General features: G+C 69.4%; 15 protein-coding genes. 11 read left to right on the forward strand and 4 right to left on the reverse strand.

Annotated features, from left to right (window positions below):
- Nucleotides 1-78: 78 nt before the first annotated feature.
- Nucleotides 79-1,065, forward strand: coding sequence for an aldo/keto reductase (locus D7X55_RS20550; RefSeq protein WP_121723954.1), 987 nt, complete (start codon nucleotides 79-81; stop codon nucleotides 1,063-1,065).
- A 1-nt stretch (nucleotide 1,066) separates the two neighbouring features.
- On the opposite strand, the gene D7X55_RS20555 is transcribed toward D7X55_RS20550, so the two are convergent.
- Entirely contained in the window at nucleotides 1,067-1,477 is a 411-nt protein-coding gene (locus D7X55_RS20555) for a hypothetical protein (RefSeq protein WP_147442725.1), read from the reverse strand.
- 251 nt (nucleotides 1,478-1,728) lie between these two features.
- Between D7X55_RS20555 and D7X55_RS20560 the strand changes: the two genes are divergently transcribed.
- The 6 genes from D7X55_RS20560 to rsmG all read left to right on the forward strand — a co-directional run bounded on the left by D7X55_RS20560 (nucleotide 1,729) and on the right by rsmG (nucleotide 9,267).
- Nucleotides 1,729-4,539, forward strand: coding sequence for a pitrilysin family protein (locus D7X55_RS20560; protein WP_199747030.1), 2,811 nt, complete (start codon nucleotides 1,729-1,731; stop codon nucleotides 4,537-4,539).
- Nucleotides 4,540-4,550: 11 nt separating this feature from the next.
- On the forward strand, nucleotides 4,551-5,012 hold the full coding sequence (locus tag D7X55_RS20565) for a macro domain-containing protein (protein WP_120548177.1): 462 nt from the start codon (nucleotides 4,551-4,553) through the stop codon (nucleotides 5,010-5,012).
- Nucleotides 5,013-5,035: 23 nt separating this feature from the next.
- On the forward strand, nucleotides 5,036-5,581 hold the full coding sequence (locus D7X55_RS20570) for a glutathione binding-like protein (RefSeq protein WP_121723956.1): 546 nt from the start codon (nucleotides 5,036-5,038) through the stop codon (nucleotides 5,579-5,581).
- 112 nt (nucleotides 5,582-5,693) lie between these two features.
- Nucleotides 5,694-6,248, forward strand: coding sequence for a hypothetical protein (locus D7X55_RS20575; RefSeq protein WP_147442726.1), 555 nt, complete (start codon nucleotides 5,694-5,696; stop codon nucleotides 6,246-6,248).
- A 447-nt stretch (nucleotides 6,249-6,695) separates the two neighbouring features.
- Entirely contained in the window at nucleotides 6,696-8,537 is a 1,842-nt protein-coding gene (mnmG, locus tag D7X55_RS20580; protein ID WP_121723957.1) for a tRNA uridine-5-carboxymethylaminomethyl(34) synthesis enzyme MnmG, read from the forward strand.
- 76 nt (nucleotides 8,538-8,613) lie between these two features.
- Nucleotides 8,614-9,267, forward strand: a complete 654-nt coding sequence (rsmG, locus tag D7X55_RS20585; RefSeq protein ID WP_120548181.1) for a 16S rRNA (guanine(527)-N(7))-methyltransferase RsmG — start codon at nucleotides 8,614-8,616, stop codon at nucleotides 9,265-9,267.
- A gap of 16 nt (nucleotides 9,268-9,283) precedes the next feature.
- Here rsmG and D7X55_RS20590 read toward each other — a convergent pair whose 3' ends face one another.
- Nucleotides 9,284-10,444 (reverse strand): NAD(P)/FAD-dependent oxidoreductase, encoded by a 1,161-nt coding sequence (locus tag D7X55_RS20590; protein WP_121723958.1) that lies wholly within the window; start codon nucleotides 10,442-10,444, stop codon nucleotides 9,284-9,286.
- A gap of 482 nt (nucleotides 10,445-10,926) precedes the next feature.
- Between D7X55_RS20590 and D7X55_RS44730 the strand changes: the two genes are divergently transcribed.
- Both D7X55_RS44730 and D7X55_RS44735 read left to right on the forward strand, forming a co-directional pair.
- Nucleotides 10,927-11,313: a helix-turn-helix domain-containing protein gene (locus D7X55_RS44730; protein WP_233609961.1), complete on the forward strand. Its 387-nt coding sequence runs from the start codon at nucleotides 10,927-10,929 to the stop codon at nucleotides 11,311-11,313.
- 20 nt (nucleotides 11,314-11,333) lie between these two features.
- On the forward strand, nucleotides 11,334-11,609 hold the full coding sequence (locus tag D7X55_RS44735) for a hypothetical protein (protein ID WP_233609962.1): 276 nt from the start codon (nucleotides 11,334-11,336) through the stop codon (nucleotides 11,607-11,609).
- 7 nt (nucleotides 11,610-11,616) lie between these two features.
- Here the strand turns inward: D7X55_RS44735 and D7X55_RS20600 are convergent, their stop codons facing one another.
- Nucleotides 11,617-12,330 carry an SDR family NAD(P)-dependent oxidoreductase gene (locus tag D7X55_RS20600; protein ID WP_121723961.1) on the reverse strand — a complete coding sequence of 238 codons (714 nt, stop codon included), beginning with the start codon at nucleotides 12,328-12,330 and terminating at the stop codon, nucleotides 11,617-11,619.
- A gap of 99 nt (nucleotides 12,331-12,429) precedes the next feature.
- Between D7X55_RS20600 and D7X55_RS20605 the strand changes: the two genes are divergently transcribed.
- Nucleotides 12,430-12,822 (forward strand): VOC family protein, encoded by a 393-nt coding sequence (locus tag D7X55_RS20605; protein WP_121723959.1) that lies wholly within the window; start codon nucleotides 12,430-12,432, stop codon nucleotides 12,820-12,822.
- 748 nt (nucleotides 12,823-13,570) lie between these two features.
- Here D7X55_RS20605 and D7X55_RS43435 read toward each other — a convergent pair.
- Nucleotides 13,571-13,729 (reverse strand): hypothetical protein, encoded by a 159-nt coding sequence (locus D7X55_RS43435; RefSeq protein ID WP_158626403.1) that lies wholly within the window; start codon nucleotides 13,727-13,729, stop codon nucleotides 13,571-13,573.
- Nucleotides 13,730-15,191: 1,462 nt separating this feature from the next.
- Between D7X55_RS43435 and D7X55_RS20615 the strand changes: the two genes are divergently transcribed.
- Entirely contained in the window at nucleotides 15,192-15,983 is a 792-nt protein-coding gene (locus tag D7X55_RS20615; RefSeq protein ID WP_120548196.1) for a ParA family protein, read from the forward strand.
- The last annotated feature ends 185 nt before the right edge of the window (nucleotides 15,984-16,168 follow it).

Raw genomic sequence — 16,168 nt, forward strand, 5'->3', positions numbered from 1 at the left:
TCCCGGGGCCGCCGCGGTGCACACCGTCCTTCTTTGGAGCCAGGGGAGCCAGGGGCGGCCGGCCCCGGGAGGTACGGGATGCAGAAGCGACGGTTGGGCAATTCCGACATGGAGCTGACCGCGCTGGGGTTTGGCGCGTGGGCCATTGGAGGGGGCGGCTGGGCGTTCGCCTGGGGGGCGCAGGACGACGCGCAGTCCATCGAGGCCATCCAGCGCGCGCTGGATTCGGGCATCAACTGGATCGACACGGCGGCGGTGTATGGCCTGGGCCACTCCGAGGAGGTCGTGGCGAAGGCGCTGAAGGGCCGGGATAAGCGGCCGTATGTCTTCACCAAGTGCGGGATGGTCTGGGATGACGGGGGCAAGGTCAGCCGCAGGCTGAAGGCGGACTCGGTGCGCAAGGAGTGTGAGGCGTCCCTGCGCCGGCTGAAGGTGGATGCCATTGATTTGTATCAGGTGCACTGGCCGGTGGAGGCAGGGGCGGAGCTTGAAGAGGGCTGGACGGCGCTGGCGGAGCTGCAACGGCAGGGCAAGGTGCGCTGGCTGGGGGTGTCCAACTTCAATGTCTCTCAGTTGGAGCGGGTGCGGCGCATTGCGCCGGTGACGTCGTTGCAGCCGCCGTACTCGATCATCCACCGGGACATCGAGGATGAGCTGCTGCCCTACTGCCAGACGCAGGGCCTTGGCGTGATTGTGTATTCACCCATGGCGTCCGGCCTGCTGACCGGAGCGATGACACGCGAGCGCATCCAGGCGATGCCGGACGACGACTGGCGCCGGAACAGCGAGGACTTCCAGGAGCCGAAGTTGTCGCATCACCTGTCGCTGGTGGAGCGGATGCGTGAGGTGGGCGCGAGGCATGGGCGTTCTCCGGCGGAGGTGGCCCTGGCCTGGGCGTTGCGGGATCCGGCCGTGACGGCGGCCATCGTGGGGGCGCGCAGTGGGAAGCAGGTGGATGGCTTCATCCACGCGGGGGACTTCCGGCTGACGTCCGAGGAGGTCCGCGAGGTGGAGGAGGTCCTGGGCTCCGGATCCGCGATGGCGCCCGGGGGCATCTACGCCTGAGTCAGTGCTCCCCTTCCCCGCCCACGGTCCGCTCCAGGGTGACGATCCGCTCCCGGTCGGAGGACTGTGCATCCGCGAGGTGGTTCAGCGCGCGGCCCACCTGTCCGAACATCCGGATCTGCGTGCTTTTGATTCCATGCACTTCCTGCGTCAGGGTCGAGACGTGCGTGGTGAGCTCCCCCACGTTGTCCCGGAACTCATTCATCTCCGCATCCAAGGCACTGACTTGTTCAGAGATGGCATGGATCCGATCCGACATGCGCTGGGTCTTCCGGAAAAGGACCCGGCACTTCATGTGGACCGTTCTCAGCGCCCTTTCCGTCCGCGCGAACTGCTCCTTCGATTCCTCCTGCATCTCGCGGAACTCCTGCAGCATCCGCACCATCACGTCCCCGCCCGTCGCCGTCGCCAATCCGTCCCTCCTGATGATGGGCTGCGTACCTAGCACCTTGTCCTGACATGACATTGCATCCAACCTCCGGTTCGGATCCGCGCCAGGATACATGACAACCCGTGGGGTAGGAAGTACAGCGCAGGACCTGGGACGGACAGCGGATGTCCCCGCGTGGACGCCTGCCCTCAGAGCATGGGTTTCTCGGGATGGGAGGACCCGGTGGAGCGGTTAGAAGTCCCGTGCCCACTCCTTTGTCCCCCGAGGACCGCATGACGCGTCGTACACCGCTCGCCCTGCTGGCTGTCCTGCTCGTGACGGCTTCACCCGCGTGGGCTTTGGCTCCGGCTCCTCTTCCCAAGCCCACCGCGGCTGCTCCCGCGAAGCCCGCCGCGCTGACGCCCGTCGCGAGCGTGGAGGGCATCACCGAATACCGCCTGCCCAATGGCCTGCGCGTCCTGCTCTTCCCGGACCCCACCAAGGCCACCGTCACCGTCAACGTCACCTACCTGGTGGGCAGCAAGCACGAGGGCTACGGCGAGACCGGCATGGCCCACCTGCTCGAACACCTGATGTTCAAGGGCACGCCCACCACCCCCAACGTGCCCCAGGCGCTGACCGAACGCGGCGCGCGCCCCAACGGCACCACGTGGCTGGACCGCACGAACTACTACGAGACCCTGCCCGCGTCGGACGACAACCTGTCCTGGGCGCTGTCCTTCGAGGCGGACCGCATGGTCAACAGCTTCATCGCGCAGAAGGACCTGGACAGCGAGATGACCGTGGTCCGCAACGAGTTCGAGTCCGGCGAGAACGACCCGCGCGGCATCCTCTTCAAGCGCACCATGAGCGCCGCGTACCTCTGGCACAACTACGGCAAGGCCACCATCGGCGCGAAGGCGGACCTGGAGCACGTGCCCATCGACCGGCTCCAGGCCTTCTACCGGCGCTACTACCGCCCGGACAACGCGACGCTCGTCATCGCCGGCCGCTTCCAGCCGGAGAAGGCCCTGGCGCTCGTGCAGTCCACGTTCGGCAAGCTGCGGAAGCCCTCGGAGCCCGTGCCCCTCACGTACACGGAGGAGCCCACCCAGGACGGTGAGCGCGAAGTGACGCTGCGCCGCGTGGCGGACAACCAGTTCCTCACCAGCATCTACCACGTGCCCGAAGGCGCCCACCCGGACTTCGCCGCCATCGACGTGCTCACCGAGGTGATGGGCGACGTGCCGTCCGGCCGCCTCTACAAGGCGCTCGTGGAGACGAAGAAGGCCGCGCGCGCCAGCGCGTTCAACTTCCAGCTGCGCGACCCGGGCGTCATCGGCTTCAGCGTGGAGGCCCGCAAGGATCAGCCGCTGGGCCCCGTGCGCGAGACGCTGATCAAGACCGTGGAGGAGGCCTCCCGCACGCCCTTCTCCGACGAGGAGGTGAACCGCGCGAAGGTGAGCCTCGCGAAGCAGGCGGAGCTGCTGCTCAACAACTCCGAGCGCGCCGCCATCCTCCTGTCCGAGTGGGCCGCCGTGGGCGACTGGCGCCTGCTCTTCCTGCACCGCGACCGCATCGAGGCCGTCACCCCCGCGGACGTCACCCGCGTGGCCGCCACGTACCTCAAGGGCTCCAACCGCACCCTGGGCACGTTCCTGCCCACGGCGAAGCCGGACCGCTCGGAGCTGCCGCCCCCGGTGGACGTGGCGAAGATGGTGGAGGGCTACCAGGGCAAGGCCGCCGTCGCGCAGGGCGAGGCCTTCGACCCCTCCCCCGCCAACATCGAATCGCGCGTGCAGCGCGGGGAGCTGCCCAACGGCGTGAAGTACGCGCTCTTGCCCAAGAAGACGCGCGGGGAGATGGTCAACCTGGCGTTGGATCTGCGCTGGGGCACCGCGGAGGCCGTGAGCGGCAAGCTGACCGCCGCCTCCTACGCGGGCGGCATGCTGATGCGCGGCACGAAGAAGCACACCCGCCAGCAGCTCTACGACGCGCTCGACAAGCTCAAGGCCCGCGTGGGCGTGGACGGCGGCTCGATGGGCGCCAGCATCTCCATCGAGTGCCCTCGCGCGAGCCTCCCGGAGGTCCTCAAGCTGGTGACGGAGGTGCTTCGCGAGCCCGCCTTCGACGCGAAGGAGTTCGCCCTGCTCAAGCAGGAGCGCCTGGCCTCGCTGGAGTCGCAGAAGAGCGAGCCGCAGCCCCAGGCCAGCATCGCGTTCTGGCGCGTGCTCAGCGCCCAGTACCCCAAGGGCCACCCGTACTACATCCCCACGCTGGAGGAGCGCCTGGCCGACGCGAAGGCCGTCACGCTGGAGCAGGTGCGCGACTTCCACCGCCAGTTCTACGGCGCCTCGCGCGGGGAGATGGCGGTGGTGGGTGACTTCGACGCGAAGGAGCTCACCTCGCTCGTGGGTCCCCTGCTCGATGGCTGGAAGAGCCCGGCGCCGTACGCGCGCGTGCCCCGCACGTTCCAGGCCGTGCCCCCGAAGTCCGTGGTGCTGGAGACGCCGGACAAGGCCAACGCGTACTTCCTCGCGGGCCAGATGCTCCAGCTGCGCGACGACGACGCGGACTGGCCCGGCGTGATGATGGGCAACTTCATGCTGGGCGGCGGCTTCCTCAACTCGCGGCTGGCCACGCGCGTGCGCCAGCAGGACGGCCTGTCCTATGGCGTGGGCAGCAGCGTGTCCGTCGAGGAGCTGGACCCGGTGGGCTGGTTCCTCACGTACGCCATCTACGCGCCGCAGAACGCCCAGAAGCTGGAGGCCGCCATGCGCGACGAGGTGACCCGCGCCGTGCAGAAGGGCTTCACGCCGCAGGAGCTGGACAAGGCGCGCGCGGGCCTCCTGGAGTACCGCCAGTCCGCTCGCGCGCAGGACGGCACCCTGGCGCAGCAGCTGGTGGATCGCCTGTACCTGGGGCGCACGCTCGCGTTCGACGCGGACGTGGAGGCGAAGCTCCAGAAGCTGACCCCCGAGGACGTGCGCAAGGCGCTGTCCAACCACCTGGACTTCAGCAAGGCGACGTTCGTGCGCGCGGGTGACTTCGCGGGCGCGTCCAGGAAGCAGGCGCCGGTGCCAGCGCCGGGGGCGGCCAACTAGAGTCCGCGCCCATGCCCGTGCGAGTGGTGGAAGGCGACCTGCTGGACCAGCCGGTGGACGCCATCGTCAATGCGTGGAACCGGAACATCATCCCCTGGTGGCTGCTCTTGCCCCAGGGGGTGTCCGGGGCCATCAAGCGCCGGGGCGGCACGGCGCCCTTCCGCGAGGTCGCGCGCGTGGGGCCCATGCCCCTGGGCTCGGCGGTGGTGACGGGGCCGGGGCGCCTGCCCTTCAAGGGCATCATCCACGTCGCGGGCATCAACATGCTCTGGCGCGCGTCCGCGCGGTCCATCCAGGACTCGGTGCGAAACGCATTGGCTCGCGCCGGGGAGCACGGCTTTGGCTCCGTGGCGTTCCCCATCATCGGCGCGGGGTCCGGGAGCTTCGACGAGGACCGCGCGCTGGAGCTGATGCGCGAGGCCCTGGGGGATGCCCCCGCTTTCGACGTGCGCGTGGTGCGCTTCCGCCGTTAGACGCGCACGGCTTCACGCACGCGATGGCCATCAACCCCAATGGCCGCATCCCCGCCATCGTGGACCGCGCGGAGGGTGACTTCGCCGTCTTCGAGTCCGGCGCCATCCTCCTCTACCTGGCGGAGAAGACGGGCCGGCTGATGCCCTCGGACGCGAAGGGCCGCTCCCTGGTCACCCAGTGGCTGATGTTCCAGATGGCCGGCGTGGGCCCCATGCAGGGGCAGGCCAATGTCTTCTTCCGGTACTTCCCGGAGAAGATCCAGCCCGCCATCGACCGGTACCAGAACGAGACGCGCCGCCTGTACACGGTGCTGGAGAGCCGCCTGAAGGACCACGAGTACCTGGCCGGCGACTACAGCATCGCGGACATCGCGAACTGGGCGTGGGTGCGCATCCACGACTGGGCCGGCGTGTCCGTGGACGGGCTGCCGGGCGTGCAGCGCTGGCTGGCCGCCATCGAGCAGCGCCCCGCGGCGCAGCGCGGCCTGAAGGTCCCCGCGCCTCGCGAGGAGAAGCCCAAGACGGAAGAAGAGGCCCTCCAGCACGTGCGCAGCTTCCTCCAGCGCTGAAGCACCCTCCCCTCCCCTGCCCCGTCATGCATGGACCCGGACATCCGGCCCGGGTGTGCACATGATGGGGCCGTGCAAGGCTCCCCATCCGGGAGCCCGGGGAGTGGATGACATGGAAGTGGTGCGGAGCCTGGGCCGGTGGGCCGGACTGTGTCTGGCATTGGGACTGTGGGGCGCGTGCACGCCGAGCGGCGGCACCGTGCGCGCGTCGCGGGACAACGTGGCGCCGGATGGCTGCGCGCCGGCCACGTGCTCGCAGGCGATGGTGGCCTGTGGGCGGACGCCGGACGGGTGTGGGGGCTTCATCGACTGTGGCGACTGTCAGGCCGGCACGTGCACGAATGGCCGCTGCGTGGCGCCGCCGGTGCCCGCGGAGCCGAAGAAGGAGCCCTCGGGTCCCATCAGCACGTGCACGCCCGGATGCAAACCCAACGAGTCCTGCGTGGACGACCGCTGCGTCTGTCAGCGCGCGACGTGCGCCACGCTGGGGCTGAAGTGCGGCACCGCGGACGACGGCTGCGGCGGCGTGTTGCAGTGTGGCGCGTGCGTGCCGGCGTGCCGCCCGGATGAGATGGAGTGCTGCGGCGCGTGCATCCCCAGGTCGGACGGGCGCTGCCCGGAGAACGTGCACTGCCCTTCCCGGTCGAACCCGCCGGCCACCCGCTGACGGGCCCGGAACCCGGAATGTCAGACCCCCCCGCTATACCCTTCCCCGTCGCGCACACGGGAGGTCCGCCGGCCTCGCTGGTTCGAGTCCGAAATCCCATGCGCCCTCACCGCACGGGCAGGCCTGGCTCCCGTGTGTGCGACGCCATGTGAAGGCACGAGGGTCTGGGGGACTCGTGCGGGCAAGGTCCCATGGATGCCATCGCCGTCGAGGGCCAGAGACGCCACCGGTGTGTCAGGCGCGCCCCCGGCGGATCCACGATGACTGGTGCGCGCGAGGCGGGCGGCGTTGTTACCCCTCCCACTGCCCGCCTCGCGTGCTCCCGAACTCGTGGGCATGTCTGTGTTTGGGCCACCGCCCCGGTGGGTGGGGAACCAGCCGGGTGAATGGCGTCCCCATGCCCGGCTTGCCACGGACGCGCCCGGGCGTGATACCCCCCGGGACGCGATGGAACTCCGATACGACATCGTCGTGGTGGGCCTGGGCCACGCGGGCTGCGAGGCGGCACTCGCTTGCGCTCGCATGGGCCTGTCCACCCTGGGCGTGACGCTCAAGCGCGAGCGCGCCGCCGTGATGAGCTGCAACCCCGCCGTGGGTGGCACCGCCAAGGGCCACCTGGTGCGTGAGCTGGATGCGCTCGGCGGACAGATGGGACGCGCGGCGGACCTCGCGGGCACGCACGTCAAGATCCTCAATCCCTCCAAGGGCCCCGCCGTGCAGGCCACTCGCGTCCTCTGCGACCGCGACGCGTACGCCGCCGGCATGCAGGCCGTGCTCTTCACCCAGCCCAACCTCACCGTGCGCGAGGGCGAAGTCGCCGCCGTCGTCGCGGAGGAGGGGAGGGTGAAGGGCGTGGTGCTGGGCGACGGCACCCAGGTGGTGGCCCGCGCGGTGCTCCTCACCACCGGCACCTTCCTTCGCGCGCTCATGCACGTGGGCGAGCAGAAGGAGGTCGGTGGCCGCCTGGGTGACGAAGCCGCGCGCGGCCTGTCGGAGTCACTGCACTCGCTCGGCTTCACCCTGGGCCGCTTCAAGACGGGCACTCCCGCGCGCCTGTCCCGCGACAGCATCGACTGGGACGCCGTCACGCCGCAGCACGGAGACACCGGCGTGCGGCCGTTCTCCTGGCGCACGCAGCTGGAGCAGGGCCTCCCGTTCCCGCGTCTGCCCCCGGTGATGTGTGGCCTCACCGCGACCACGGAGGCGACGCACCAGCTGCTGCGCGGCAACCTCCACCGCTCACCGCTGTTCCAGGGGGACATCGTGGGCCGGGGGCCGCGGTACTGCCCGTCCCTGGAGGACAAGGTGGTGCGCTTCGCCGCTCGCGAACGGCACCAGGTGTTCCTCGAACCCGAGGGGCCCACGTCGCCGCTCGTGTACCCGGCGGGCCTGTCCACCAGCATGCCCGCGGACGTGCAGCTGGAGTTCCTGCGCACCATCCCCGGCCTGGCCCGCGTGGAGGTGGTCCGCTACGGCTACGCGGTGGAGTACGACTACGCGCCCCCCACGCAGCTGCACGCCACGCTGGAGACGAAGGCCGTCGCGGGCCTGTTCTTCGCGGGTCAGCTCAACGGCACCTCCGGCTACGAAGAGGCCGCCTTCCAGGGCCTGTGGGCCGGCATCCAGGCGGCGCTCCAGGTGAAGGGCGAACCGCCGCTCGTCGTGGGCCGCGATGAGGCGCACGGCGCGGTGCTCGTGGATGACCTGGTCACCAAGGGCGTGGATGAACCGTTCCGCATGTTCACCAGCCGCTCCGAACACCGGCTCCGCTTGCGCGAGGGCAACGCGGACCTGCGGCTCGCGCGTCACGGACATCGCGTGGGGCTGTTGCCGAAGGAGGCCCTGGAGCGCGCGGAGGCCCGGGCCCACGCGGTGGCGGAGGAGGTCGCGCGGCTCAAGCGCTCCGGTCTGGCGATGCGGCTCAAGCGCCCGGCGGTGACGTACGCGCAGCTGGCGCAGGAGCGCGAGGACTTCCCGGCCCTGGCTCCCGACGTCGCGGAGGAGGTGGAGGTGGAGGTGAAGTACGAGGGCTACATCGCCCAGGCCGCCCGGGCCGCCGCGCGCGAGGCCGAGGCCTCCGACCGCTGGCGCATCCCGGACGCGTTCCGCTTCACGGACGTGCGGGGCCTGAGCACGGAGGCGGTGGAGAAGTTGTCCGCGCACCGGCCCGGGACGGTGGGGCAGGCTCGGCGGATCCCGGGCCTGACGCCTGCCGCGGTGTCGCTGCTCCTGGTCGCGCTCAAGCGAGGGCAGGGGCTGTCAAGTGATCAGGAACAGGGCTGTGGATAACGTGTGGATATTTCTGGGGATCCATTTCTCCTGAATGATTCCAAGGACTTGAAGGGCCCTTCGGGGTGGAGGTGTTGTGGATAACGCGCGGTTCGCAGATCTGCTGGCCTCGGGATGCAGTGCGTTGGGCGTCTCCGTGGGACCGGACGTGGGGCCGAAGCTCCAGCAGCTGATGGCGGAGCTTTTGAAGTGGAACGCGAAGGTGAACCTCACGGCCATCACCGCGCCGGAGGAGGTGCTGGAGAAGCACTTCCTGGACTCGCTGGCGGTGCTGCCGGAGGTGAAGGGCGCGACGTCGCTGCTGGATTTGGGCGCGGGCGCGGGCTTCCCGGGGCTGCCGCTCAAGCTGGAGCTGCCGGACATGGGCGTGACGCTGGTGGACACGGTGGGCAAGAAGATCGCGTTCATCAAGGCGGCCGCCGCCAGCCTGCGCCTCACCGGCGTGCGCGGACTTCACGCCCGGGCGGAAGGGAAGCCGGAGGCGGAGGGGATTCCGCGCGCGCAGGTGCTCATCGCGCGAGCGTTCATGGACCTGCCGGACTGGCTGAACCTGGCGCCCGCGTACGTGGAGGAGGGCGGGCGCGTGGTGGCGATGCTGGGCAAGGCGCAGACGGACGCGGAGCTCCAGGCGCGCGCGGCCGAGCGCCACCTGCGCGTGGTGTCCGCCCGGGCATACCGGCTCCCGTTCTCCGGCGCCGAGCGTCAGGTCGCGGTGTTCGCGAAGCAGTAGGGGAGGGTGGCCGGCTTCAGGGCGCGCCCGCGCCGGCCCGCTCCTGCTGGATCATCCGGAAGTGCTCCAGCACGTGCTCGAGCGCGTGCTCGGAGACGAAGTCGAGCCCCTGCATGGAGGCCGCGGCGGCGGAGGCCGCCCGTTCGAACATGGCCTCCTCGTAGCCCTGCACGGCGCGGCTCCAGTCCGGATCCGCCGCGAGCGCGAGCCCCAGCTCCAGTCCATCGAGCATCGCCATGTTCACGCCCTCGCCAGCGAAGGGCGGCATGACGTGGGCCGCGTCCCCGAGCAGCGTCACCCCGGGCCGGTGCGTCCACCGGTGGCCCACGGGCAGCGCGACGATGGGGCGCTCGGTGATGCGGTCATTGCACGCGTCGATGAACGCGAGCAGGGACGGCGCCCACCCCGGCAGCAGCGCCTTGAGCTGTTCGCGGGCCCGGGCCGGGGAGGACGTGTCCACGAGTCCCTGGCGGAGCTGCGCCTCGGACACCCGGAACATGAAGTAGGCGCGCACGTGGCCGCCGCTGCTGCGCTGGGCGATGAGGCCCTGGTTGTTGCCGACGACGGAGATCTTCCCTCGAGGCAGCAGCTTCGCGACCGCCGGGTGCCGCGTGTCCACGTCGTCGATTTGAAGCTCGATGAAGAGGATGCCCGTGAAGGCCGGCGTCGCCGGGGACACGAGCGGGCGGATCCGCGACCACGCACCATCCGCGCCGACCACCAGGTCGAACTCGCCGAGCACGCCCGCCGGGCCCATGACGCGGTAGCGGCCGTCGGGGAGGGGCTCCACGGCGGACACCTTGCTTCCCCAGCGGATCCGCTCCGAAGGGAGGCTGTTCAAGAGGAGGGAGCGCAGCTGCGTGCGGTCGATTTCCGGCCGGTCTCCGTCGCTCGCTTCGTTGTGCTGGAAGTGGAGCGTCCCCTGGGCGTCGTAGATGGCGTCGCCCTGGTCGTCGTACCGGGCCACGGCCTTGAACCCTGACTCCAGCCCGGCCTCGCGAAGCGCGCGCAGACCGGAGTCGGCGTGCAGGTCCAGCGAACCTCCCTGGGGACGGGCGAGCGGGTGCTCATCCAGTTCGAACACCGTGGCCGTGATGCCCCGGGTGGAGAGGATTCGCGCCAGCGTCAGCCCACCCGGACCACCGCCGATGATTCCTACTGTTCTGGTTGTTTGCATAGGCTGCTATGTAAATCAGGATAGCAACCTATGCAACTGAACCGGGCCGACTGCCTCGGGTTCATGAGAGGGCAGGGGAGTGGAGTCACGGGTGGAGCGTGGCGGCGATGACCGTGGAACACGGCGTGAGTGGATCCGCGACTTCGACGGAGCTTCGATGCATCACGTCGTCACCCCAGTAGGGAGGGCCGTCTTGTCCGAGGCGCGAAACCTGTCGGACAGTCGGACAGGTTTCGCCCGCCGCGCGGCTGGGGGAGCCCGCTTCAACGGATCCGCTTGAACCTGTCCGACAGTCGGACAGGTTTTGGAGAACCGCGTCGGGGAGGCGGACCTCGCTCGGATCCGCGCGAACATCGTGCCCATGCCTCGTGCGAACCGTTCGCCTGACGTGCCTCGGAGTGACGGACACCTCCCGCAACCCCGGGCGTGCTGAGCTCGCGCGCTTCCTTCGCAGCCGTCGTGAGCGATTGCTCCCGGAGGACGTGGGACTTCCCTCCGGTTCGCGGCGGCGCACGCCGGGCCTTCGCCGCGAGGAACTGGCGCGGCTCGCCGACGTGGGCGTCAGTTGGTACACGTGGCTGGAGCAGGGGAGGGACATCCACGTCTCCGAACCGCTGCTGGAGCGCCTGGTCGTCGCGCTCCGCCTCACGCCGACGGAACGCCTGCTCCTCTTCGAGCTCGCGCACGGCCGCCCCGCGCCCAGGGCCGTGCGCTCTCCGGACTCCGTCAGTGGCGCGCTTCAGCGGCTGCTCGACGCGCATCCCTTTCCGGCGCTCGTCTCCACGCGACGCTGGGACATCATCGCGTGGAACGCGGCGGCCACCGTCCTCTACTCGGACCTGGCACTGCCCTGTGGGCGCTGTTCATGAATCCGGACCGGCGCGCGCGCATGCCTTCATGGGAGGAGGCGGTGCGCCGCGAGGTGGCGGTTTTCCGGATGGACGCCGCGCGCGCCGCGGACCGGTCGGAGTTCGACGTGGTGGAGACACCCTCCCTATTAAAGGTGCTCGTCCTTCCAGAGCTGGGACCCATCGAGTTCGAGAACGTCACGCTCACGTACTCGGAACCGGATGGGCGGGAGCTGCGCGTGTCCTTCTATGCGCCGCATCCCGGTCCCTACCTGGAGCGCACCCGCGCGCTGTTCCTGCAACGGGCGCGGACGTAGCGCGGACTCAAGGGTTGAAGCGGACGCCGGTCCACGCCTCGCTCGCGGTCCACAGCCGGTCAGCTTGTTTCGGATCCACGGCCTGGTCCTTCACGCCGCGCCGGATGGTGGCATCGGGCGGAGCCATCACGGCGATGTCCACGTTCTCGCAGTAGACGCCGCCCCTGTTCTCAAGCTGGGGACTGGTGGCGCACCAGACCGTGGTCGCGGCGCCCTGCTCCGGCGTCTTCATCGGCTCAATCTTGTTCGAGTTCTCGATGGAGGCGCGGACCTCCTCCTCGGACATGGGCCGGACCAGCTCCGTGAGGATGCCGCCGGGATGAACGGCGAACGCGCGGACCCGGTGGGCCTCACCGCGCGCATCGCGGGTGAGCGGCGTGGCCATGATGCCCGCGTTGTTGATCAGCAGGTGCAGCGGCCGGCCGGACGCGAGGAAGCGCGAGGCGAACGCATCAATAGATGCCGGGTCGATGAGGTCCAGTGGCTCCAGCTCCACGCGCTCCAGTCCGGCGAGCGCCGCGCGCGCCTTGTCGGGAGTCCGCGCGGGGACGATGACGGTGGCACCCGCGGCGTGGAGCGTGCGGGTGGTCTCCAGTCCGATGCCCGCGTAGCCGCCGGTCACGATGGCGACGGCGCCCTCCAGCCGGGTGTTGCCGAGGGCCTCGCGGGCGGTGGTGGTCGCGCCGAAGCCGGAGTTCAGGGGCTGCTGTTTCGTGGTCATGGGCACAAGGTGCAGGCCCGGGTCCCGCGCGAAAAGAGCGTCAATTCATCCTATGAGTGGCACCACCTGGATGCGGATCCGGGAAGGGGAGGGCACTTCATGGACACGGTGAAGCTGCGGGTCGCGAGGCCGGCCCGGGACCTGGACGCGGTGGTGCGCTTCTACCGGGACGGGTTGGGCTTCGAGGTGCTCGGACGGTTCGAGGACCACGCGGGGTTCGACGGCGTGATGCTCGGGCACCCGGGAGCGCCGTACCACCTGGAGTTCACGGTGGAGCGAGGACACGAAGCGCCGCGAGCGCCATCCGAGGACCACCTCCTGGTGTTCTACGTGCCGGATCCGGAAGCGTGGTCCGAACGGGTTCACCGCATGGAGGCCGCGGGCTTCCCGCCGGTGCCGTCGCGCAACCCGTACTGGGACTCGAACGGAAAGACCTTCGAGGATCCGGACGGCTACCGAGTCGTGCTCCAGCGATCCGCCTGGTCGCGCTGACCCGCGTGAAACGCCAGCGCGTGTTCCACGTGGAACACGCCCAGGTCCGATGAGCGTGACCCCGGTGGATGAGCGGCTTCATGTTCCACGTGGAACGTCCATGGCGGGGAGCAGCTTGCTGCCCACGTTCCACGTGGAACACGGCCGGCCTCCGGTCCGTGCGTGGAGGTGCTGTCGAACAAGCGTTGAAGCGGTGCTCGACGGTTCGCGGTGCCGTTGGACGTGCCTGACCTGGAGCGCTCGATGAGGCGCAGGGAAGGGGAGCCAGTGCTCATGCGGCTTCGCATGTTCCACGTGGAACACGCTTCAAGAAGGGACTCACCTGGCCGCTTGGCCCACGGCCGTCGGCGTGAGGGGCAGGGCTTGGGAAGCGCTGTGGAGCGGTGAAGCAGGGTCCGTATGAACGGCTTCACCTCAGGCACCACAACGCTCCCATGCGTGGACCTTCGGGTGTCGGATCCACGTACGCATCCGTGATGCGGTGGATGCGAAGCGCACTGGATGAAAGGAAGCCTCAGGCCGGCTGCCCGTGCTCCAGCCGTGGTGCGGAACGCATGCGCTGGAAGAGGTTCATGCACGCGCTCATTTGAAACCCGTGTGACGTGTTCCACGTGGAACGTGCCGACGGATCCACTGCCTTGGGCACCGTGGTCTGGACCAGCGCAGGACCGTTCCTTCGTCCAGGCATGTTGGCGAAAGCAGGAGCTTGTTCCACGTGGAACGTCATGCCGGGGTGGCAACGCTTCCGTCAGCACGGCGTGAAGAAGCGCTGACCGTTGTTCGAAGCGAAGGAGTCGTGGGGCTCATGCGTGTTCCACGTGGAACGCCCACTGCGGATCCACGTCCACGCATGCATCACCTGCGCGAACGCCAGGTCGGCGGTCGCGATGAAGTGAGCGTGTTCCACGTGGAACGCCCCGCGCTGGCCTGTGGCTGCGGGCCAGTAGTGGAGACGCTGGATGCTGAAGCTTCTTGAGCACAGGGAGCTTCTTGAACGCGTGACGTGTTCCACGTGGAACGGCCTCAGGCGCGTCCGGGGCCGTGAGCTGGGGGTGGCCATGCCGATGCCGCGCTCTTCTTCACGCCGCATGTTCGAAACGGCGTGCGCGTGTTCCACGTGAGGGCGCAGTGTTGAGCCTCGGACCTGAGTGAACGGGACCCGCGCGGAGGTCGAACCCGTGCGAGCTGTTCCACGTGGAACGCCCGGGCACGGACGTGCGGCCTTGGACTGACGCAGCCAACGAAGCGCGGCCGGGCGGACTTCCTCAAGGTGATGGCGAACCGTTCACGCGAGTTCCACGTGGAACGGTCGCTGGCCGAACCGCCGTCGAATGGGCCATCCCGAAAAGGACCGCCCCGTTCATCCGCGTGGCGGTGCGCGTGGTCGTCGCTCACGTTCAACGCGGGCACCTCAGCGCGGATGCGCGACCTTCAGCCGGCGCGGTCCATGAAGCGCGCTGGGTCGTTCATCCCGTGCCCATGGCGGTGCGCATGCCGCGCCCACGTTCCGTTGCGGACCTCCCAGCACGGATGCGCGACCTTCAATTGAAGCGACCCGTGGAACGCGTTGGACCACTCATCCGCGTGGCGGAGCACATGCCGACGCGGACGTTCCGCTTCCGGCCTCCCCGTATGGATGCGCGACCTTCAACCGCGCGGTCCACGAAGTGCGCCGGGTCGTTCATCCTCGTGGCGGTGCGCATTGGTCGCGCGAGTTCCTCGTGGACCGCCTGCCCGGATGAACGGACTCGGGCTGCCGCGGTCCACGAAGCGCACCGGCGTTCTCCCCGGTGGCGGCAGTGTTCACGCCCTCGCGCGAGTTCCATGCGAGACGCCTCCCCGGATGGACCAACCTGGAAGAGCACCGCCGTTCGTCCGCATGACGGTGCGCATCGGTCGCGCGAGTTCCATGTGGAACGGTTGCCTGGATGGACCGGCTCGGACGACGCGGTTCCGAAAAGCACTAGGGTCATCCGCGCGGTGGCGGGGCTCAGGTCCTCGCGAAAAGGGCTCAGGTGTTCCGCCGACCGTGGCTGGAACCACGGCGCCGCATGAACCCACGAAGCCGCCAACACGAATCCCCCGCGCGCGACCCCCTGAAAAACCCAACACCCTTCCGCCCCGCACGGAATCGCCCTTCCGAAAGCAGCCGGGCAGGCACGCCCACGCCCCCCCATCCGCGCGAATTTCCGCCGTTCACCCACCTTCGAGCGAGGGGCCGGGCAGGGCTCCGGCGCCACCGTGGATGGGAAATTGATCCGTCCTCGAACCCCGTGCTAGCTGCCTGATCAGGCTCCGATTCGCGCGCACGTCCGCGCGAACCGCGAGCGGGGCTCTGGCGTCAGCCGGAGCGAGAGAGGATGGGCCACGTGGGTCGTATCATCTGCATCTCCAACCAGAAGGGCGGCGTGGGTAAAACCACCACCGCCATCAACCTCGCCGCGAGCCTCGCCTCCGCGGAGCGCCGCACCCTGCTGGTGGACATGGACCCCCAGGGCAACGCCGGCAGCGGCCTGGGCCTCAAGCGCGAGAACCTCACCGGCACCGTCTACGACGCACTCCTCGGCGGCCGCCCGGCAGCCGAGCTGGTCCACCCCACCGAGCTGCGCTTCCTCCAGGTCATCCCCGCCACGCCCGACCTCACCGGCGCGGAGGTCGAACTCGTCAACCAGGAGCGCCGCGAGTTCCGCCTGCGCGAAGCCCTGCTGCCGCTCAAGGACAAGTACGACTACATCATCATCGACTGTCCGCCCTCGCTCGGCCTGCTCACGCTCAACGCGCTGGTCACCGCGGACTCCGTCCTCATCCCGCTCCAGTGCGAGTACTACGCGCTCGAGGGCCTGTCGCAGCTCACGCACACCATCGACCTGGTCAAGCAGGGGCTCAACCCCTCGCTGAAGATGGAAGGCATCCTGCTGACCATGTTCGACGCGCGCGCCAACATCGCCCACCAGGTCGTGGACGAGGTGCGCGGCTACTTCAAGGACCAGGTCTTCCAGGCCGTCGTGCCGCGCAACGTGCGCCTGTCCGAGTGCCCGTCCTTCGGCAAGCCCATCATCCTGTACGACATCAAGTCCAAGGGCTGCGAGAGCTACCTGGCCCTGGGCCGCGAGCTGATGCGCCGGGACTCCCCCAAGCCGTCCAAGCGCCGGGTCGCCTGACCGGCCGCCTCCTTAATAGAAGCGAATGGTGGGACCGGGTGCCCGGTTCGCCGTGAAGCACCCAACAGGCCCATGCGCGCCGGCCCTCACGGCGGCGCGGGGAGTTCCCAACCGCCGTGCAGAAGAACGCAGACACCCAGAAGCGCGCCCTGGGCCGGGGCCTGTCCGCCCTCATCCCCCAGGCC

Origin of the sequence: Corallococcus sp. AB049A (assembly GCF_003668885.1) — a bacterium.
Taxonomy (GTDB): Bacteria; Myxococcota; Myxococcia; order Myxococcales; family Myxococcaceae; genus Corallococcus; species Corallococcus interemptor.

Coding starts and splice junctions, on each gene's coding strand:
- D7X55_RS20550 (WP_121723954.1), top strand. CDS start 79: ATGCAGAAGCGACGGTTGGGCAATTCCGACATGGAGCTGACCGCGCTG.
- D7X55_RS20560 (WP_199747030.1), top strand. CDS start 1,729: ATGACGCGTCGTACACCGCTCGCCCTGCTGGCTGTCCTGCTCGTGACG.
- D7X55_RS20565 (WP_120548177.1), top strand. CDS start 4,551: ATGCCCGTGCGAGTGGTGGAAGGCGACCTGCTGGACCAGCCGGTGGAC.
- D7X55_RS20570 (WP_121723956.1), top strand. CDS start 5,036: ATGGCCATCAACCCCAATGGCCGCATCCCCGCCATCGTGGACCGCGCG.
- D7X55_RS20575 (WP_147442726.1), top strand. CDS start 5,694: ATGGAAGTGGTGCGGAGCCTGGGCCGGTGGGCCGGACTGTGTCTGGCA.
- mnmG (WP_121723957.1), top strand. CDS start 6,696: ATGGAACTCCGATACGACATCGTCGTGGTGGGCCTGGGCCACGCGGGC.
- D7X55_RS20590 (WP_121723958.1), bottom strand. CDS start 10,444: ATGCAAACAACCAGAACAGTAGGAATCATCGGCGGTGGTCCGGGTGGG.
- D7X55_RS44735 (WP_233609962.1), top strand. CDS start 11,334: ATGCCTTCATGGGAGGAGGCGGTGCGCCGCGAGGTGGCGGTTTTCCGG.
- D7X55_RS20600 (WP_121723961.1), bottom strand. CDS start 12,330: ATGACCACGAAACAGCAGCCCCTGAACTCCGGCTTCGGCGCGACCACC.
- D7X55_RS20605 (WP_121723959.1), top strand. CDS start 12,430: ATGGACACGGTGAAGCTGCGGGTCGCGAGGCCGGCCCGGGACCTGGAC.